The sequence below is a fragment of the Mesorhizobium sp. B263B2A genome, from assembly GCF_020165775.1.
In the GTDB taxonomy this organism is placed as follows: Bacteria; Pseudomonadota; Alphaproteobacteria; order Rhizobiales; family Rhizobiaceae; genus Mesorhizobium; species Mesorhizobium opportunistum.
In genome coordinates this window covers 48,317-67,276 of sequence record NZ_JAIUIU010000007.1, presented here as the reverse complement: position 1 = coordinate 67,276, position 18,960 = coordinate 48,317, and the positions used below count along the sequence as shown (strand labels likewise).

The window sequence follows — 18,960 nt, the reverse complement described above, 5'->3', positions numbered from 1 at the left end:
TGGCGGCTTCTCCCTTGCACCCGGCTTTCGTCTCCATCATCTATCAGCAAGCAAACTGGCAGGCACGCATTTGACGATCCCCAACCTGATCACCATCCTGCGGCTTCTCCTGGTGCCCGCCGTGGTGCTGGCGATGCTGCAGGAGCGCTGGGACTGGGCCTTCGTCGGGTTCGTCGTCGCCGGCGTCTCCGACGGTGTCGACGGCTTCATCGCCCGCCGTTTCAACCAGTGGTCCAGGCTCGGCGCCTATCTCGATCCGATTGCCGACAAGCTGCTTTTGGTTTCGGTGTTCATCGTCATGGGCTTCATAGGACAGTTGCCGCTATGGCTGGTCGTCACCATGGTGGCGCGCGATGCGCTGATCGTTTGCGCGGTTCTGTTGTCTTCCGTCATGGCCCAGCCGGTCGAGATGAAGCCGCTGTTCGTCTCGAAGGCCAACACCGCCGTCCAGATCGTCCTGGCGGCGGTTGTGCTGGGCGAGCTGGCTCTTGCCGTGCGACTCGACCCTTTGCGGCCGGCCCTCATATTGCTGTCCGGGGTCTTGACCGTGGCTTCGGCCGCGGCCTATCTCGTGGCTTGGCTGAGGCATATGAGCGGCTATGGCGAAAGCTCCAAACCGGACACCTGACCAAGGATCCATCGAAGCGGCCGCTGAGGCTGCGGCGGCAGGCGAAACTGCGTCTCTGGCGTTCCGCCGGCAGATCTTCTTCTGGCTGGCCGGATTGGCCGTGCTTGCGCTGTTCCTCTATGTCTTCAGCGACATACTGCTGCCCTTCGTCGCCGGCATGGTGCTTGCCTATTTCCTCGATCCGGTCGCCGACCGGCTGCAACGGCTCGGCCTGTCGCGCTTCATGGCGACGGTGGTCATCCTCATCACCTTCCTTATCGTGCTGGTGCTGGCCTTCGTCATTCTGATACCGGTGCTGGCGACGCAGATGGCCGACTTCGCCGGCAAACTGCCGGAGTACCTGACCCGGCTGCAGAGCCTGATCACGTCGTTCGATCCGAAATGGCTGGAAGAGAAATTCGGCGTCAACGCCAACGGCTTGCGCGACGGCCTGAATTCGCTGCTGACATCCGGCTTTGGCCTGATCACCACCGTCTTCACCTCGCTGTGGAGTTCCGGCATGGCGCTGGTCTCGGTGGTCAGCCTGTTCGTGGTGACGCCGGTGGTTGCGTTCTACATGCTGCTCGACTGGGACCGCATGGTCGCGGTCATCGACAGTTGGGTGCCGCGCGACAACGTCGCCACCGTGCGCGCCATCGCGCGCGACATCAACACCGCCACCGCCGGCTTCGTGCGCGGCCAGGGCACGCTCTGCCTGGTGCTTGGCGCCATGTATGCCACCGGCCTGACGCTGACCGGGTTGAATTTCGCCATCCTCATCGGCCTCTTCGCCGGGCTGATCTCCTTCATTCCCTATGTCGGTTCGCTGACCGGCCTGGTGCTGGCCGTCGGCGTTGCCTTCGTCCAGTTCTGGCCGGACTGGACCATGATCGTCGCCGTCGCCGTGGTGTTCTTCATCGGCCAGTTCATCGAAGGCAACATCCTGCAGCCCCGGCTGGTCGGCAAAAGCGTCGGCCTGCATCCGGTATGGCTGATGTTCGCGCTGTTTGCCTTCGGCGCGCTGTTCGGTTTCGTGGGCCTGCTGATCGCCGTGCCGGCTTCGGCGGCCGTCGCCGTGCTGGTGCGCTTTGCCATCGCCCGCTATCTCGAATCGCCGCTCTACAAGGGCCACGCGAAAGCGCCCGTGCCGCCGCTGCCCGCCGATCGCGGCGGCGGCGGCCGCACGCAGCCGCGTCGCTGACGTGACTGCCCAGCGCACCGATCCGCCGCGCCAACTGCCGCTCGATCTCGGCCACGGCACCGGCTATTCGCGTGACGAGCTCGTCGTCTCCGGCACCAACAGCCAGGCGGCGGCGCTGGTCGACCGCTGGCCCGACTGGCCCTCGCCGGTGGTGGTGCTGGCGGGTCCCGCCGGATCCGGCAAGACGCATCTCGCCGCCATCTGGCGCGCGCACGCCAACGCGGTGGTCGTCGACGCGGGGCGCATCGGCGACAGCATCGCCAATCTTGGCGCCCACCCGGCGCTGATCGACGACGTCGACGCCGGAGCGGTCGACGAACAAGGCCTGTTCCACCTGATCAATGCCGTGCGTGGCGCTGGCTCGACGCTGTTGTTGACGGCGCGGCGCTTTCCGGCCGCCTGGGGTGTGTCATTGCCCGATCTTGCCTCGCGGCTGAAGGCGGCGGCGACAGTCGAGATCCACGAGCCCGACGACCTTCTGCTGGCGGGTGTCATCACCAAATTGTTCGCCGACCGCCAGGTCGAGGTCGAGCCGCATGTCGTGCAGTATCTGGTGCGGCGTATCGAACGCTCGCTGGCGACGGCGATGCGTGTGGTGGAGCGGCTGGATCGCATCGCGCTCGAGCGCAAGATGCCGATCACCAGGGCGCTCGCCGCCGAAACCGTCAGCGTGATGGACGAAGGACAGGGCGAGTTCGAGATCTGACGGCCTCGATGTTCGGATAGAGCCTGCCGGCATGGCGGCTCTCCGTGCTACCTGCCGGTGTTCCATTTTGGGAAAACAAGGCTGGCATCAGTCTTGCTCCGAGAGTTTGCCGGCTGACCCCGGTCCTGATTGCGTTCCAAATCAGGTTGTAGGCTCGCCGGGGGATGGCGCGGGGGTTCTCGCCCGGCGAGCTTGCCTGTCGAAAGGCCCAGGATCGACGGGCCTAAAAGATCGACAGACCCAAAAAGATCGACAGGCCCAGAGATCGACAGGCCCATGGTCGGCGAGCCACAAGGCGGCCATGCCAGTGGCTATCGATATCGCGTTTTTGAGAAGGATGGTCGGAGTGGAGAGATTCGAACTCCCGACCCTCTGGTCCCAAACCAGATGCGCTACCAGCCTGCGCTACACTCCGAACGGTCTGTTGCCTATTCATTTCGGCGTTGGATGGCAAGTGCAAAAACCTGCAAGTGCAAAAACCTTGCCGCCGTGCGCATTGCGCAGTAATGACGGGCCAAGGGCGGGCGATACCGCCTTGCACAACAATGAGGTGGCCATGTCCGCGCGCATTTTCAGCCCAGCCAAAACCGCGATGCAGTCCGGCAAGGCCAAGACCGGTTATTGGGTGCTGGAGTTCGACCCCGAGATGCGCAAGAAGATCGACCCGCTGATGGGCTATACCACGTCCGGAGACATGAGAAGCCAGATCAGGCTCACCTTCGACACGCGGGAAGAAGCAGTGGCCTATGCCGAAAAGGAAGGCCTTGCCTTCCGCGTCGAGGAGCCGAAAGAGGCCAAGCGCCGCCAGATTTCCTATGCGGAGAATTTCCGTTATGACCGCAGGACGCCCTGGACGCATTGAACGCGCGCCCAAACGGGCGCCAGAGGCAATATCTACCGGCCCCCGGGTCGGCCAGCGGTCCCGTAGCTCAGCTGGATAGAGCACCGGCCTTCTAAGCCGATGGTCACAGGTTCGAATCCTGTCGGGATCGCCAATCTTTTCAGGTGTAGGGCCCGGACACATGGGTTACGGTTTATACCGAAGACATGGGTAACACTCGGCCCGAGAGGGTCCTGTGGACGGTTTTGATTTTGATTGCGTTTTCATTTTAGGAAGACCTAATATCGAAGTGCTTTGAAATCGGCATTTTGGGAGGAGTGTCATGCCTAGAGTTTCAGATCTTTTCTTCAAGACCGCCGTCGTGTGGCTCATTTTGGGAATAGGCGCCGGTTTGCAGATGGCGATCTCGGGCGACCACGGTGCTTTTCCGGCCCATGCACATATCAATCTGCTCGGATGGGTCACAAGCGCGATATTCGGCGGCTACTACGCCCTCAATCCCGCAAAGGCAGCTCGAAAGATCGCAATGATCCACTACGGCCTCTATACGATCGGCTTGGTAATCATGCTGCCAGCCCTGTATCTGATGCTACACGGCGGCTATACGGCGATTGAGCCGGTCGTCGCCGCCGGCTCGCTGATCGTGGCCGCTGCCGTGCTGGTGTTTGCCTTCGTGGTCTTCTCAGGCGCGAGCGTGCGTTTGGCATCTGAGCTGTCGCCAGCCGCACGCTGAATTGGCGGAATTGATGTCAGCGAGATAAGCCCACCAGCAAGCTGCCGACGCTTTGGGACCGGCGATCGGCCCGCTCGAGCTGCGCCAGAACCCTATTGGCACCAAGGGTTTGAGGAGGACCACCACCGGCGGCACAATATTTTAGTGGCTGCGAAACAAAGATTTCCGACCCGCGTTTAGGCTCGTCCGACATGGGAGCCCTCGGGAATGGATCCAGCAACTGCAGCGGTGATGGTTTTGCTTTCGTGCAGCCCCGGCCAAGCGTCCGTCTGCAAACCTGTCAATTGGGCACCTGAGACTCGCTATGCCTCGCTTGAGGAATGCCGTGCCTCATTGGCCGACAGGCTGGCGGCCGCGCCTGGCGGAGAAATAGTCGGCCGATGCCGTCTTGTCGACCAGACCGTCACCGGCTCGCTGCCTACCGGATATACGACGGTTGTGGTGACCCGAGGCATTGGGAGCGACGCCGTCAGCACGAGCTATATCGTGCAGCACCACGAGTAAGGTTTCCTGTGAGGAAGCGAGCTATGCGGCGGACTTGATTGTCCGCTGGGCGGGCCCTTGGCGGGGCGCCCGCCCATTTTGGGTGCGGGACCGCAGTCCGGCGAGTTCGCAATCCGAGCAGACAAAAGTGCGACAAGATGAGCGCGCGTGCCGTCGGCTTCTGGCCGCTCAGCATCATCGTCCCGGAATTATTTCGTGATCTTTCGGGCTTGGAACCTTAGCACACACCGCGCGTTCGGGGCCTTGTATTCGCGGTGCCTGATAAAAAGGCAATGTGAGGACCAGCGAATCGGGCGGGGCAAAATAGGTGCGGGTTGGGGGAGGAGAAGCAGGCCATGTCGAAACGTGAAATTGGAACGTCCCCTGCTTTGGGGCGGCGTATCGCCGAACTCAAGGCCAGAATGCAGGATGCCGAAATTTCCGATCATGAGATGAGGACCTTTCACAAGGTCGCCGCCATCATGGGGGCGGGCGACGGTTCGCTGCGACTGGATGCCGACGACCTGATCGCGGCATCCTTCGTTGTCGAGGCGGGTGGGCCTTCACCCAACCGCTGACATTCAGGATCTCCCCTCATCCACGCGAAATTCGGTGAATTCGCTTCAGTCGCCGGAGCACTGCCGCCCATTGAGGCAAGCGTGCTCCGGCTCCCGCCAATCGATCTCGAATTGAAACGAACATCTTATCATTTTGTTTGCGTTGGCACGTCATAGTAGAGACGGCTAACGGAGTAAAACGGGATGAAGCTCGACCTGTCGCCGACCAGCTGGGGCAGGGTGGTCGCCGTCACTGCCGCCGGAACGGCGTTCTTTATCGCCGTGGCGTTTTTCGTCGATTCGTTCAATTTCCCCTATCTTTCGCCGGAGGCCGTCTGGCGCGCGCAGCTGACCGACCTGATGCTTCCCCTGGTGCTGGGCGGCTCGTTCCTGTTTTTTCTCATGTGGAAGATCCGGCAGCTGGCCATAGCCCAGCGCGATCTCAGCGTCATCGCGGCGACGGACAGCCTGACGGCGGTGTTGAACCGAGGCGCCTTCTCGATGCTGGTCGAAGCCTATCTCGAGCAGACCCGCAAACAGGAGCCGACCCGTTCCGGCGCGCTGCTGATCATCGACGCCGACCACTTCAAGTCGATCAACGACCGCCTCGGCCATGACTGCGGCGACCAGGCGCTCAAGCTGATAGCGCAGACGATCAAGGCACAGTTGCGCGGCAGCGATATCGTCGGCCGGATTGGCGGCGAGGAGTTCGGCGTGTTTCTACCTGGTGTCGATCCCTCGCAATCCTGGCTGGTTGCCGAAAGCATCCGCCGGCGCATCAGCGAGATGGACTTTTCGCCCGGTGGCCGCTCCTGTCCGCTTTCCGTCAGCATTGGCGGCACGAGCTTCAACGGGCCGACCACCTACGAGGCGATATTCTCCGCCGCCGACAGACGGCTCTATGCCGCCAAATCGAATGGCCGCGATCAGGTCAGCTTCGATCCGGCACAGGCCGCCCCGGAACCCAGCGCCGCCACCATGCATTGACCACCGCCTTGCAAGTGGCTGGGGCCTGACGCGGGCGGCTTCCTTGACGCTCTCTCACCGCTGTGCTTCCTCCGGGCAAGGCCAGGTAAGCGCAGCGATCATGATCCATTTGTTCAACGGTTTTCAGAACCCGTTTGGCGGCAGTGAACGCGAAACCCTGGACCTGTACCGCCTGTTGAGCGCCGATGTGCCGGTGCGGCTGTGGGCAACCTCCTCGCGCGTGTCAGACGAGCTGATGCGCCAATTCCCGATTCGCCCCGTCTCGCCGGCAACGCGCAACGTGCCGGACGGTGGCGCCTATGTCTTCCTCGGCGCGCATTGGCGCAACAAGCTGTGGCCTTACCTGATCCCGAGGCCGCGCCGGCTGATCTATGTCTTCAACACCTTTCACCCGAAGATCATCGCGCTGACGACGCGCATGCCGCGCCTGCTTGGCTGGCCAGACGCCGAACTGGTGTTGATATCCGACTTTCAAAAGCGCCTGCTGCGGGTCGAGGGCGTCGTTCATCCGTCGCCGATCGATATCGACCGTTTCGCGCCACGGCAGGGAAGGCCGGACGGCCCGTTGACGGTCGGCCGGCTGAGCCGCGACACGGCGGACAAGCATCACGCCGACGATGCGGCGCTTTACGAGGCATTGCTGGCCGATGGCGTCGCGGTGCGGATTCAAGGCGGCATGCCGCTCAGGGACAGGCTCGCGCCGCATCCGCTGCTCGAACTCCTGCCGCAGGGCCAATTTGCCGCCGAACAGTTCCTGCCGACGCTCGACGTGTTCTACTACCGCACCGGTTCGCATGTGGAGACGTTCGGCCGCGTCGTGTTCGAGGCGATGGCTTGCGGTTTGCCCGTGGTCTGTCATGTGCATGGCGGCTATGCCGACCACATCAGGCATGGCGAAAACGGCTTTCTGTTCGAAACCACGCAGCAGGCGGCCGGCATCCTGGCCGAGCTCAAGGCCGATCCGTCGCGGCGAGTAACCGTGGGCAAGAAGGCGAGGCAGACCGTCGAACAGCTGTTTTCACCGCAGGCATTGCGGCAACAGCTTGATTTCTACCGGCGTTAGCGGCACCACGCCATCTGGCCTTTCCAGGCTCCCTCCGGCCCGCCAACAGATCGAGCAGGACTTCCACCGATGACATTGATGGGCGCCGCGGCACTGCTGATCCTGGTCCTCACCTATGCCGGCGTCGCTATCGGCCGCATCCCTGGCCTGCGTCTCGACCGCGCGGGGATCGCACTGCTTGGCGGCGCCGCGATGATCGCCATTGGCGCCCTCAGCATGGAGGATGCCTATCGGGCCATCAATTTCGACACCATCACGCTTCTGCTCGGCATGATGATCGTGGTGGCTCATCTGAAGGTATCGGGCGCCTTTCGCGGCCTTGGCGCCATCGCCATCGAGCACGCGCACGCACCGTTCATGCTCCTGGTGATGGTGACGCTTCTAACCGGCGTGCTGTCGGCCTTCCTGGTCAACGACGCCATCTGCCTGGTCATGGCGCCGATCGTCGTCCACGTCACCCGCGTCATCAACCGCAACCCGGTCCCTTATCTGATCGCCACCGCCACGGCATCGAACTGCGGCAGCGTCGCCACCATCACCGGTAATCCGCAAAACATGGTCATCGGCGCGCTATCGGGCATTTCCTATCCGGCCTTTTCGGCGGCGCTGGCGCCGGTCGCGCTGTTCGGCCTCGTCGCGGTCATCGTCATCGTGCGCATCGTCTACCGGGCCGAATTCACCCGTACCGCCGAATTGACGCCGCATGTCTCGCGCGGCCGCATGCATCGCGGGCAAGTGCTGAAGGCGGTGATCGTATGCATCGGGCTGGCGATCGCCTTCTTCGCCGGCGTTCCCGTGGCCAAGGCGGCGCTGGTCGGCGGCGCCATTCTCCTGCTCACCCGCGCCATCAAGCCTGAACGCATCTACCGCGAAATCGACGGGCCGCTGCTGTTCATGTTCGCCGGACTGTTCGTCGTGGTTGCCGGCGCCGAAAAGACGCTGCTGACACCCGACATCATCGCCTCGGCCAAGGATCTCGGCCTGGACGACGTCTGGCGGCTGTCCGGCTTCACCGCGGTGCTCTCCAACATCATGAGCAATGTTCCGGCCGTGCTGGCGCTGAGGCCGTTCATACCGGGCCTGGAGAATCCGCAGCGTGCCTGGCTGGTCGTCGCCATGAGTTCGACGCTCGCCGGCAATTTCACTTTGCTCGGCTCGGTCGCCAACCTGATCGTTGCCGAGCACGCGCGGATCACCGGCAACCCGTTGTCGTTCGGTGCCTTCTTCAAGGTCGGCTTGCCGCTGACGCTGATCACGCTCGTCGCCGGCACCGCTTGGCTGGCGTTTGGGTTTTAGAGGGGAGCTTCAATCGAGTGACCAGCAAAGGTCAAGGCGACATCGGCAATCTGATCCGGCGGGCTGTGGCTGCGTTCAATTCCGGCAATCACGACCAGGCGCTGGGGCTGTGTGAATTGGGCCTGACGCAGCACCCGGGAGATCCGGCGCTTTGCCATCTCCTGGCGGCTGTATTGTTTGCGAAGGCAGACCTGCCCGAGGCTCGTGCACGCATCGAAGCCAGTCTTGCCGCTCGCCCGGACAATGTGCCGGCCTTGATGCTGGCGTGCAGGATTGCCCGGGCCGAAGGCCGGTTTGAAGCGGCGCTGCGGCAATTGGAGCGCGCTGCAAGGCTCTCGTCGCATGCGGAAATACTCGTCGAGCGGGCACGCACCCTGGATCAGGCAGGTGATAGTTCGGCGGCGGGCGTGTCTTGGACACTTGTCTTGCAACAGGATCCGAAATCCGAGGAGGCAGCGGCTCGCCTCGGGCGCCTGGCGTGGGAACGCGGTGCGTCTCTGGAGGCGGAAGCTCTGCTTGAACGCGCCGTAGCAAGCGGCGGGCATTCAACTGCCTGGTTCGATCTCGGGCTGGTGCGTCAGGACTTGCGCAAGTTTGGCAGCGCCGCACAGGCCTATCGACGGGTACTCGAGATGAGCCCGGACGCACCGGAGGCTGCTGTCAATCTGGGCGTCGTCCTGCAGGAAATCGGCGATCTCGACGGGGCCATGGCAGCCTATTCATTGGCCTATGGTTTGAGCCCATCTACCTTTGGAGTGATCGCCATGGCACTTACGTCGGCGCCAAGCGGCCGGTTGTGGCTCGATGAGGAGGCGCTGCGTCGCTCACTCGCTGGTGGAGCGCCCCCGCCTGGCGCGAAACCGTTTGCGGTAGACACCGGGCGTTGACAGGACATCGGCGACCGTCTGCGTATAGGCGGCTTGGCGTTTCTCGTCGAACACCTCGTATTCGAGCTGCGGCGCGGCCCGCGGAACCGCAAAGCATTGCGCGATAGGGGTTCCTTTCGGGAGCACGCCAGAGAATTCGGGCTCCGTCCAGACCGCCGGGAAATTGATGCCGCCATCGCTGAACCGGTCGCAATCCACCAGACCCGTCACCAGCCTGAAGGGCAGATCGTCGCGATTGACCGGATGAGTCGCGAACAGCGACCAGCCATCCTCGACTTCAATGGTCCAGAAGCTGTTGAATTTGAGGGCGGCCTGGCCTGGGTTTGCAAACGGGCTGCCGGCGAGCTGACCCGGCGTGTGGAAACTCAGCGGAGCTCTGGGGTGGTTCTTGGTAACCGGATCCGGGATCTTCCAATTCCAGGAAAACGCCCCCTTGTCGGCAACGACGTCGCAAGGCAGTAAGACCATGAAGCCGTAGGTCATCGCGTCGACCACCGGCGGGCACTGCTTGAGCGTACGAATGTCGCGGCCATGGATTGCCGAATATGCGGTGGCAGGCATAGCGCGCAGCCAATTCGGCAGAGCGCCTCGCGCCGGCATTGGGCGCGGCAAATGTTCGGCCAACATTGGATCACATCGGAAAATGACACGCATCGCCGCCTCCTGGCGTTGCGATATCATGGTTGGCAGCCACGCTCCAAGCCAGTCAGTCCTTGTTCCTGCATCTAGCCCGAACAATGTTCGGCGGCTCGGTTGAGCTGCAACGCGGCAGTACCTCGCCGCAGCTCAACCGGGCCAGAGATTAGGGCGATACGTCGAGATGGCCCTTCATGTTGGGATGGAAGCGGCAGAAATAGTCGAGCGTTCCCGCCGCCTTCAATGTCAGGCTTGCTGATTTCCGTGGCTGGATCATCACCTCCCAGCCGCCCTTCACTGTGGCTGTGTGGGCGATCACGTCCTTGTTCACCCACTCGATCGTGTCGCCGACCTTCGCCTCGACGGCATCAGGCGAAAAGACCAGCTTGTCGATGGTGACCTGGATGGTCGCACCCGCCGCCGGCGCCGCCGCAAGGACCAGCGCCAGCGTGGCCAGCCATGGCAAGCGATTTGAAGCTCCCGCTTTCATTTCAGCATGCCGGCGACGTGTTCGGCATGCTGCTCATGGCCTTGAAAGATCTTCAGGCCAGTCTCCAGCAGGCCCTTCAACTCGGCATTGCTGGCCGAGGGAATGAGCAGGGTTTCGAGCGCGCCGTTGACCTGCTTGTGGTAGGCGACCTCGTTGTCGACATAAGCCTTGTCGAAGGCCGCGCCTTTCAGCTTGGCGAGCTTGGCGCGCTCCTCTTTCGCCGCCTTCGTCAGCGCCTGGCTGGTGGCGTTGTCTTCGGGCTTCACCTTGAGCTTCTTGACCAGGTCGAGCGCCTGCTTGTTTACCGCTTCGTGGTCGCGCTCCATGTCCTTGGCGAAATCGAGAACCTCCTTGTTCTTCGATTTCTTGATCGCTTGCTTGGCGGCCTCGATGTCGAGGACGCCGGCCGTATAGGCGATATGAGCGATCTGCGGGTCGGTCGGCTTGTCGGCGGCCTGTGCGAACGGGGCGGCGCCGACGAGAAGCAAGGCGGCAAGGGCGGCGGTGTATCGGGTGAACATGGCATCCTCCTTGCCCGGTCGCGAGGAGGCGCCGGGCTCACATTTTTCAGTTGACGCTGATTGGATGCGGAAGCTGGAGAAACGTTCCCGGAAAATCAGGACAGGATCATTCGAAGCCCAGCCTTCCCATCACCGCCTGGGTCAGCCGCTCGCAGCGCCGGCCGGCGAAGGGGAAGGCGTCGAGCAGCACAGGGCCGATCTCGTCGTCCAGCGCCTTGCGCAACAGGGCACGCGCCCGGTGCAGCCTCGTCTTGACCGTCTCCGGCCGCAGACCGAGCAGGTCGGCGGTCTCCTCCATGCTCAGGCCCTCGATGACGCGGGCGACGAAGACCATGCGGTAGATGTCGGGCAGGCTGTCGGTAGCCCGTTCGACAAGTGCGAGAATCTGCCGCTGCGCCATCGTCCGCTCCGGATCGTCGCTGGGATTGAGCGGAAAGCGGATGATCCGCGCTTCCGGATTTTCAGGCATCGCCACAATGCGACGCCTCTTGCGCAGGCGGCCCAGCGCTTCGTTGATGACGATGCGCGACAGCCAGGTGGCGAGCGAGGACTCGCCGCGGAATGCCGCCAGGCTGGCGAAAGCGTGTACATAAGCCTCCTGGACGATGTCCTCGGCCTCGGCGTCGTTGCGCACCACGCCGCGCGCGATGCGGAAGAGCCGCTGGTTGTGCGTCTTGATGATGGCGCGGAAGGCGTCCGCCTCGCGCGCCAGCGCTTGCTGCACGAGCAGCATGTCGCCTGAAGGGTTTTGGGCCACTGCGGGTGTGGCGGGCATTGCGAGCTTGCTCATCGCGACCGGATCTCCCGAACAAAGGCCCGAACAGACACTTGACTGCACGTTGGATGCGCCTGCCGCAAAAAGGTTCCCGGATTTCGGCGATCCGACTTCGCTTTTTTAGGCCGCCGCCAATCCCTTGTCTGCCGTCTGCACGCGCGCTGCCGCCGCCAGAAGGTCGGTCTGCGTGATAAGGCCGAGAATGTGCCGCTCGCCGTCGACGATGACCACGGCGTGGCTGCGGCCGTCGGTCAGCACGGGAAGCAGGCTCATCGCCGGCGTATTGGGCGAGGCGGTGCCGGCCCTGGACATCACACCCTTCACCATATCGACGGCCTTCGTCAGCTCGCGCAGGCCGACGGCGCCGACCAGCCTTGCTTCGGCGTCGACCACCGGCAAGGTGCGGATGTTGTGATCGAGCAGCTGCTGGCGCGCCTCGTCGACCGTGGCTTGCTCGGGCACTGAAACCACGTCACGCGACATGATGTCCTGGCAAAGCAGCGTCCGGTGCGACCGCACCATCGCCTGCAGTTCGACTTGTCTCAACAGCCGTTCAAGGTCGTCGCGGTCGATGTCGAAGGTTTCGTCGAGTGTGGTCAGCGCCGCATCGACATCCTCGGGCCGGAAGCCGACGCGCTGCCCCGCAGGCGGATCGGCGGTGCCGTGGCTGTTGGCGGCGGGCACGGCGACATGCGGATAGTTGCGCCGTGCCAGCCTGTGGAAGAGGTAGCCGAGCGTGACCAGGATGATCGAATTCAGCGCCACCGGCACGAAGGGAAACAGGAAGCCCGCGCTGACGACGGCCGGCCCGCCGAGCACCGCCGTCAACGCCGCGGCACCACCCGGCGGATGCAGGCAGCGCGTGAACGACATCGCCGCGATGGCGAGCGCCACCGCGAGGCCGGATGCAAATATCGGATCATGGACGAAATGCATGACTGTCACGCCCACCAGCGCGGATATGGAATTGCCGCCGATGATCGACCAGGGCTGCGCCAGAGGGCTCGCGGGCACGGCGAAGAGAAGCACGGCGGAGGCGCCCATCGGCGCCACCAGCAGGGCCACATGCGGGCCGCCGCCCATCGCCAGTCCGCTGATCGCGCCGGTCAGAGCGATGCCGATCGTCGCTCCGATGCACGCCAACAGACGTTCACGCAGCGTCGCGCCGGCGAGGATGGGAACAAAAAGACGAAAGGCCATGGCAACTTTGTGGTGGAGGGATCGGCTTGGTGACGAATGGATTGGCTAAAATGCCGTGCAGCACGCAATGAAGCCGAACCCACGGATTTGAAAGTCAAACAAATCCGGAAAGCCGCGGCCCGGGAGAATAATATTGCGTGCCACACGGCGCTGGGATGCTGCGAGCGGCTCGCGCTTTGTCATCAGCGTCAATGCCTTGCGGTCGTTTGCTGATTCTGCTCGGCAGCCGGCCCGTACGCGCGGTCAGGCGGCAGCCGCGGCGGCCAGACCACGCTGGATATCCGCCTTCAGATCGTCGACATCCTCGAGGCCGATCTGCAGGCGGATCAACGGGCCTTCATAGGCAGCTTTTGCAACGACGCGATCGCCGAGCCAGACCGGCACGGCGAGGCTCTCGTAGCCGCCCCAGGAATAGCCGAGCCCAAAGATCCGCAACGCGTCGAGGAAGGCGTGCTGCTGTTTCTGGCCGCCGCCGGCAAGCACGATGGAGAAGATGCCGCTGGAACCGCAGAAGTCGCGCTTCCACAGGCCATGATCAGGGTGGCTGGGGAGGGCAGGGTGGAGAACGCGCGCCACGCCCGGCTGGCCCTCGAGCCACGACGCGATGGCGAGCGCGCTGCGCTGATGATGCTCCAGCCGCACGCCCATGGTGCGCAGGCCGCGCAGCACTTGGTAGACATCGTCGGGTCCAGCACAGCAGCCAAGCGTGCAAAAGCTCTCATAGAGCTGCTTCCAGCAACGCTCATTGGCCGAGACCGTGCCGAGCAGCACATCGGAATGACCGGCCGGATATTTCGTCGCCGCATGGATGGAGATGTCGACGCCATGGTCGAGCGGACGGAAGTAGAGCGGCGTCGCCCAGGTGTTGTCCATCATCACGATCGCGCCGGCCGCATGCGCGGCGGTGGCGATGGCCGGAATGTCCTGCACCTCGAACGTGTTGGAGGCCGGCGATTCCGTGAACACCACCTTGGTGTTGGGCTTGATCAGGGCGGCGATGCCCGCGCCGATATGGGGATAGTAATACTCGACCTCGACTCCCAGCCGCTTCAGCATCGTGTCGGCGAAATTGCGGGTCGGGTGGTAGACGGAATCGACGATCAGCAGGTGATCGCCGGCCGATACGAAGGCGAGCAGCGGTACGGTCACCGCCGCAAGCCCCGACGGCACCACGATCGTGCCGGCCGAGCCTTCCAGCGCGTCGATGGCGTGGGCAAGGGCGTCCGTCGTCGGCGTGCCGCGCGTGCCGTAAGTGTATTTCTGGCTGCGCGCCGCCATCGCGGCGGCATTGGGAAACAGCACGGTCGAGGCATGCACCACCGGCGGATTGACGAAGCCAAAATAGTCGTGCGGGTTGTTGCCCGAATGGGCAAGCCGCGTGTTGATGCCCACCTTGCCCGGTCCGCTGCCGTCATTCACCATTCTTGGTCGCCTCGTCTTGACAAGGCGCTAGCCATAGTGCGGCGCCATGGGCCGTGCAACAGCCAGCCGCCGCCACGGGACGGACTTCGGATATGCCAATTCGAGGACAGCTTTGCCGGGTGCGATCTGGCCGCCGGATATTGTAAGCCGCTGCAAAAGGTATATGATGGGTGTCTAATACAAATAGGCGGGCCAATCTTACCGGATGTTCAATCCCGGCAGCGGCTAACGCACTGGCAAATTGGGCATCCGCATCACCGCTTCTCGCTCCCGCCGAACAACAATGGGAGGGATCGTTATGCCCAACGTCAAGTGGATGTTAAAGGCGCGTGAATTCGTCAATTGCAACTGCGCCTATGGCTGCCCATGCCAATTCAACGCCTTGCCGACATATGGTTTCTGCCAGGCTGTGGTCGGCATGGAAGTCGAAAGCGGTTATCATGGCGATACCAGGCTCGATGGCCTGCGCTTTGCGGGTGTGTTTCGTTGGCCTGGCGCGATTCATGAAGGCGGCGGCGAGGCCGCGGTGGTCATCGACGAACGGGCGAGCGAGGCGCAGCGCGTAGCCCTGCTTCGCATTCTCGGCGGCGAGGACACCGAGCCCGGCGCGACCATATTCCAGGTTTTCTCGACCACGCTGGAAACGTTGCATGACCCGATCTTCGCCGCCATCGACTTCAAGGTCGACGTCGATGCAAGGACAGGCCATCTGCACGTGCCTGGCATCACCGAGGGCCATGGCGAGCCGATCAAGAATCCCATCACCGGCGCCGACCATCGGGCGCGCATAGACCTTCCGCGCGGCTTCGAATACGCACTCGCCGAAATCGGGCGCGGCTGGACCCATGCGACCGGTCCGATCGCGTTCGAATTGGCCGATTCCCACAGCCACTTTGCCAATCTGCATCTCACGCAAAGCGGCGTCGTGCATTGAGCCGACCATGAGCGACACGGCCCTCGAGGCGGTGCTGCGGCGCGACCGCGCGGTCGTGACGGCCGCGCTCGTCGTGATCGCGATGCTCGCCTGGGCCTATGTGCTGTGGCTCGCCGCTCACATGGCCATGCCGGGTTCGCCTGCTCCGGCCGGCGCCGACGGCGGCATGGCCGAAATGGACATGTCGAACATGGCCGGCATGAACATGACCAGCATGAACATGACCAGCATGGACATGACCAGCACGGACATGGGCGCCACCGCGGCGCCCGTTTTCCGGGCCTGGGCAGCGGCCGATTTCGCTTTCATCTTCACGATGTGGACGGTGATGATGGTCGGCATGATGACGCCTTCGGTGGCGCCGATGCTGCTGCTCTATGCCGGTGTCGGCCGCAAGGCGAGGACCGACGGCCGGCCCATTGCCTCGACGGGATGGTTCTTTGCCGGTTATCTCGCGGTCTGGGTCGTCTTCAGCCTGGTGGCGACCGTCGCGCAATGGCTGCTCGCCGGCCTTGCCTTGCTCAGCCCTTCGATGGCGACCGACAGCGCGATCCTCGGCGGTCTCGTCCTGATCGGGGCCGGCCTTTATCAATGGACGCCGATGAAGGGCGTCTGCCTGCGGCAATGCCAGGCGCCGATCGCGTTCCTGGGCAGCCATGGCGGGTTCCGTTCCGCTCCGTTCGGCGCGCTTCGGCTCGGTATCGAACACGGCGCCTATTGCCTCGGCTGCTGCTGGGCGCTGATGGCCCTGCTGTTCGTCGGCGGCGTCATGAACGTGCTGTGGATCGCCGGCATCGCCGCGCTCGTCCTGCTTGAGAAGATCATCCCCACCGGGCAATTGGTGCCGCGCATTACGGGCGTGCTGATGGCCGCAATCGGCGTCTGGTTCATCGTCGGGGCATCCTGAACAGCTTCGCATCCTCGCCCGCGAACGCCGCGGCCGTGTCTGCTCCGAGACGGATCGTGTCTGTCCGGAGACAGATGATGTCAGTCGATCGCGGCGGGACGCCAGTAACGCGGAGTAACGGGCAAGGACGGATTCCGACCGGGAACCTCACTTTACGTAAAGCTGATCATGCCGACTTTATTTGCGCTCATGACTAAATCGCGGGCGCTCTTGTCCGCAATTCAGGCATTCGGGGCAATCGATTTTCAAACACGTTGGAAATCAGTCATTTCCCTTGACCTCACGGGAATTATCGCCTTCGATGCTGTCCGTGAATGGGAGGCAGCGCGTCGGTTTACGATGCGGGGTTCCGGGAATGGGCCGGAATGGGAGCTGCGTTCACACGGGAAAAAAGATCAGGTTTTGCCTGAAAACAGAAAAGGGTCTGTGGGTCATGAAACACATTGCTATCGGCATTCTTGGCGCCGCTGCGCTTGGATTGATGGCGTCGGCCGCATCGGCTACCACGCTCGATACGGTCAAGGCGAAAGGCTTCATCCAGTGCGGCGTCTCGACAGGCCTCGCCGGCTTCTCGGCGCCGGACGACAAGGGTGACTGGCAGGGCATCGATGCGGATTTCTGCCGCGCTGTCGCAGCCGCCGTCTTCGGTGACGGCACCAAGGTCAAGTTCACGCCGCTCAGCGCCAAGGAGCGCTTCACCGCCCTGCAGTCCGGCGAAGTCGACATCCTGTCGCGCAACACCACCTGGACCATCAACCGCGACACGGCACTTGGCCTGAACTTCATCGGCGTCACCTACTATGACGGCCAGGGCTTCATGATCAATGCCAAGAAGCTGCCGGGCGTCAACTCGGCCCTCCAGCTTTCGGGCGCCGCCGTCTGCGTGCAGAGCGGCACCACCACCGAGCTCAACCTCGCCGACTACTTCAAGGCGAACAAGATGGAGTACAACCCGGTCGTCTTCGAGAAGCTCGAAGAGGTCAATGCCGCCTATGACGCCGGCCGCTGCGACGTCTACACCACCGACCAGTCGGGTCTCTACGGCATCCGCCTGACCCTCGGCTCGCCGGCGGATCACGTCGTGCTGCCCGAGATCATCTCCAAGGAGCCGCTCGGACCGGCGGTGCGCCAGGGCGACGACCAGTGGTACCACATCGTCAAGTGGACTTATTTCGCGCTGCTCGACGCCGAGGAACTCGGCATCACCAAGGCCAATGTCGATGAGATGAAGAATTCCGCCAGTCCGGAGATCAAGCGCGTGCTCGGCCAGGAAGCCGACACCAAGATCGGCACCGATCTCGGTGTCTCCAACGATTGGGTCGTCAACATCGTCAAGGCCGTCGGCAATTACGGCGAAATGTTCGACCGCAATGTCGGCTCGGGCAGCCCGCTCAAGATCGCCCGTGGCATCAACGCGTTGTGGACCAAGGGCGGCCTGCAATACGCTCCGCCGATCCGCTGACCGAAATGTGATCCGGGAGGCAGATCGTCTGCCTCCCGGTTTCTCTTTCCAGGGGATGGTCGCATGGCATCGCAGGAAATCCTTCGCGAGGAGCCAAGCCGGGCTTCGTTCGTCAATGATCCGAAAGTCCGCAGTCTCTTCTTCCAGACGCTGGTCGTCATCGTGCTGTTCGGCTCTGTCTGGTGGATCGTGCAGAACGTCATCGACAATCTGCAGCGCCTGCACATCGCCTCCGGTTTCGGCTTCCTCAGGGGACGCGCCGGTTTCGACATCTCGGACACGCCGATCGCCTATACGTCGGACTCGACCTATGGCCGCGCCATCGTCGTCGGCCTGATCAATACCATCATCGTTGCCGTCGCCGGCATCATCACCGCCACCATCATCGGCTTCGTCATCGGCATCGGCCGTTTGTCGAAGAACTGGCTGATCCAGAAGATCTGCACCGTCTACGTCGAGATCTTCCGCAACATTCCGCCGCTGCTGGTCATCTTCTTCTGGTATTCGGGCGTGCTGGCCGTGCTGCCGCCGCCGCGTGACAGCTACAACCTGCCCTTCGGCTCCTTCCTCAACCAGCGCGGCTTCTACTTTCCGCGCCCGGTCTGGGGCGACGGCTCCTGGCTGATCCTGGTCGCGCTCGTCGTCGGCATCGCCATGGCGTGGTTCGTCGCCCGCAAGGCGCGTCAGCGGCAGATGGCGACAGGCCAGCAATTTCCTGTTTTGTGGACTTCCGTGGCGCTGATCGTCGGGCTGCCGCTGCTCGCTTATGTGCTGAGCGGCTTTCCGCTGAGCTTCGATCTTCCGAAACAGTCGACCTTCAACCTGACCGGCGGCTTTCAGGTCAAGCCTGAGTTCCTGTCGCTCTATCTGGCGCTGTCCTGCTACACGGCGGCCTTCATCGCCGAGATCGTGCGGGCCGGCATCAGGGGCGTCAGCAAGGGCCAGACCGAAGCCGCCGCAGCCCTTGGCTTGCGGTCCGGATCGATCCTGCGGCTGGTTGTGGTGCCGCAAGCCATGCGCATCGTCATTCCGCCGCTGACCAGCCAGTATCTGAACCTGACCAAGAACTCCTCGCTGGCCATCGCCATCGGCTATCCCGACCTGACGGCGACCGCCGGCACGGTGCTCAACCAGACCGGCCAGGCGGTCGAAGGCGTGCTGATCATGATGATCGCCTATCTCATCCTCAGCCTGGTGACATCGGCCGTCATGAACGTGGTCAACGCCAGAATGGCGCTGGTGGAGAGGTAGG

General features: G+C 63.2%; 20 protein-coding genes and 2 tRNA genes. 15 read left to right on the top strand and 7 right to left on the bottom strand.

The genetic code is table 11. The features are described 5' to 3' along the window. Positions 1 to 70 precede the first annotated feature (70 nt). Genes LB568_RS14005 through hdaA form a run of 3 tightly spaced genes read left to right on the top strand, consistent with a single transcriptional unit; the run spans position 71 to position 2,514 of the window. Positions 71 to 628, top strand: coding sequence for a CDP-alcohol phosphatidyltransferase family protein (locus tag LB568_RS14005; protein ID WP_224730440.1), 558 nt, complete (start codon positions 71 to 73; stop codon positions 626 to 628). Beyond that, the gene (locus tag LB568_RS14000) at positions 600 to 1,808 is read left to right on the top strand and encodes an AI-2E family transporter (protein WP_224730439.1); all 1,209 of its coding nucleotides are present in this window, start codon (positions 600 to 602) and stop codon (positions 1,806 to 1,808) included. Before LB568_RS14005 ends, LB568_RS14000 begins: the two co-directional genes overlap by 29 nt. Position 1,809: 1 nt before the next feature. Next, positions 1,810 to 2,514, top strand: coding sequence for a DnaA regulatory inactivator HdaA (hdaA, locus tag LB568_RS13995; RefSeq protein ID WP_224730438.1), 705 nt, complete (start codon positions 1,810 to 1,812; stop codon positions 2,512 to 2,514). 338 nt (positions 2,515 to 2,852) lie between these two features. Here hdaA and LB568_RS13990 read toward each other — a convergent pair. Further along, positions 2,853 to 2,929: transfer RNA gene (locus LB568_RS13990), tRNA-Pro, on the bottom strand. A 141-nt stretch (positions 2,930 to 3,070) separates the two neighbouring features. Here LB568_RS13990 and LB568_RS13985 point away from each other — a divergent pair. From LB568_RS13985 to LB568_RS13950, 8 genes are all read left to right on the top strand, one after another. Beyond that, a complete protein-coding gene (locus LB568_RS13985; protein WP_013896224.1) occupies positions 3,071 to 3,376 on the top strand; it encodes an ETC complex I subunit in 306 nt (101 codons plus the stop codon). A gap of 56 nt (positions 3,377 to 3,432) precedes the next feature. Further along, positions 3,433 to 3,509, top strand: a tRNA-Arg gene (locus tag LB568_RS13980). Between the two features lie 168 nt (positions 3,510 to 3,677). Further along, positions 3,678 to 4,088, top strand: a complete 411-nt coding sequence (locus tag LB568_RS13975) for a cbb3-type cytochrome c oxidase subunit I (RefSeq protein ID WP_224730437.1) — start codon at positions 3,678 to 3,680, stop codon at positions 4,086 to 4,088. 839 nt (positions 4,089 to 4,927) lie between these two features. Further along, the gene (locus LB568_RS13970; RefSeq protein ID WP_013896221.1) at positions 4,928 to 5,149 is read left to right on the top strand and encodes a hypothetical protein; all 222 of its coding nucleotides are present in this window, start codon (positions 4,928 to 4,930) and stop codon (positions 5,147 to 5,149) included. Between the two features lie 183 nt (positions 5,150 to 5,332). After that, complete coding sequence (locus LB568_RS13965) at positions 5,333 to 6,115, top strand: GGDEF domain-containing protein (RefSeq protein ID WP_224730436.1); 783 nt, start codon at positions 5,333 to 5,335, stop codon at positions 6,113 to 6,115. Between the two features lie 100 nt (positions 6,116 to 6,215). After that, positions 6,216 to 7,178 carry a glycosyltransferase family 4 protein gene (locus LB568_RS13960; RefSeq protein ID WP_224730435.1) on the top strand — a complete coding sequence of 321 codons (963 nt, stop codon included), beginning with the start codon at positions 6,216 to 6,218 and terminating at the stop codon, positions 7,176 to 7,178. 69 nt (positions 7,179 to 7,247) lie between these two features. Continuing rightward, on the top strand, positions 7,248 to 8,474 hold the full coding sequence (locus tag LB568_RS13955) for an anion transporter (protein WP_224730434.1): 1,227 nt from the start codon (positions 7,248 to 7,250) through the stop codon (positions 8,472 to 8,474). A 17-nt stretch (positions 8,475 to 8,491) separates the two neighbouring features. Beyond that, positions 8,492 to 9,361: a tetratricopeptide repeat protein gene (locus tag LB568_RS13950; protein ID WP_224730433.1), complete on the top strand. Its 870-nt coding sequence runs from the start codon at positions 8,492 to 8,494 to the stop codon at positions 9,359 to 9,361. On the opposite strand, the gene LB568_RS13945 is transcribed toward LB568_RS13950, so the two are convergent. The 6 genes from LB568_RS13945 to LB568_RS13920 all read right to left on the bottom strand — a co-directional run bounded on the left by LB568_RS13945 (position 9,299) and on the right by LB568_RS13920 (position 14,405). After that, the gene (locus LB568_RS13945; protein WP_224730432.1) at positions 9,299 to 9,856 is read right to left on the bottom strand and encodes a hypothetical protein; all 558 of its coding nucleotides are present in this window, start codon (positions 9,854 to 9,856) and stop codon (positions 9,299 to 9,301) included. The two genes, LB568_RS13950 and LB568_RS13945, sit on opposite strands and share 63 nt — an antisense overlap. A gap of 307 nt (positions 9,857 to 10,163) precedes the next feature. Beyond that, positions 10,164 to 10,487 carry a cupredoxin family copper-binding protein gene (locus LB568_RS13940; protein WP_013896215.1) on the bottom strand — a complete coding sequence of 108 codons (324 nt, stop codon included), beginning with the start codon at positions 10,485 to 10,487 and terminating at the stop codon, positions 10,164 to 10,166. Continuing rightward, the gene (locus LB568_RS13935) at positions 10,484 to 11,008 is read right to left on the bottom strand and encodes a DUF4142 domain-containing protein (RefSeq protein WP_013896214.1); all 525 of its coding nucleotides are present in this window, start codon (positions 11,006 to 11,008) and stop codon (positions 10,484 to 10,486) included. The genes LB568_RS13940 and LB568_RS13935 overlap by 4 nt, the downstream gene beginning before the upstream one ends. Positions 11,009 to 11,114: 106 nt before the next feature. After that, on the bottom strand, positions 11,115 to 11,798 hold the full coding sequence (locus tag LB568_RS13930) for an RNA polymerase sigma factor (protein ID WP_224730431.1): 684 nt from the start codon (positions 11,796 to 11,798) through the stop codon (positions 11,115 to 11,117). 105 nt (positions 11,799 to 11,903) lie between these two features. After that, positions 11,904 to 12,983: an HPP family protein gene (locus LB568_RS13925; protein ID WP_224730430.1), complete on the bottom strand. Its 1,080-nt coding sequence runs from the start codon at positions 12,981 to 12,983 to the stop codon at positions 11,904 to 11,906. Between the two features lie 243 nt (positions 12,984 to 13,226). Then, positions 13,227 to 14,405 carry a cystathionine beta-lyase gene (locus LB568_RS13920; RefSeq protein WP_224730429.1) on the bottom strand — a complete coding sequence of 393 codons (1,179 nt, stop codon included), beginning with the start codon at positions 14,403 to 14,405 and terminating at the stop codon, positions 13,227 to 13,229. 298 nt (positions 14,406 to 14,703) lie between these two features. Between LB568_RS13920 and LB568_RS13915 the strand changes: the two genes are divergently transcribed. The 4 genes from LB568_RS13915 (at position 14,704) to LB568_RS13900 (ending at position 18,959) form a co-directional block, all read left to right on the top strand. Further along, positions 14,704 to 15,339 carry a DUF1326 domain-containing protein gene (locus LB568_RS13915; RefSeq protein ID WP_224730428.1) on the top strand — a complete coding sequence of 212 codons (636 nt, stop codon included), beginning with the start codon at positions 14,704 to 14,706 and terminating at the stop codon, positions 15,337 to 15,339. A 7-nt stretch (positions 15,340 to 15,346) separates the two neighbouring features. Further along, positions 15,347 to 16,246 (top strand): DUF2182 domain-containing protein, encoded by a 900-nt coding sequence (locus LB568_RS13910; RefSeq protein ID WP_224730427.1) that lies wholly within the window; start codon positions 15,347 to 15,349, stop codon positions 16,244 to 16,246. A gap of 433 nt (positions 16,247 to 16,679) precedes the next feature. Further along, on the top strand, positions 16,680 to 17,708 hold the full coding sequence (locus tag LB568_RS13905; RefSeq protein WP_023766421.1) for an amino acid ABC transporter substrate-binding protein: 1,029 nt from the start codon (positions 16,680 to 16,682) through the stop codon (positions 17,706 to 17,708). A gap of 63 nt (positions 17,709 to 17,771) precedes the next feature. Next, positions 17,772 to 18,959 (top strand): amino acid ABC transporter permease, encoded by a 1,188-nt coding sequence (locus tag LB568_RS13900; protein ID WP_224730426.1) that lies wholly within the window; start codon positions 17,772 to 17,774, stop codon positions 18,957 to 18,959. The last annotated feature ends 1 nt before the right edge of the window (position 18,960 follow it).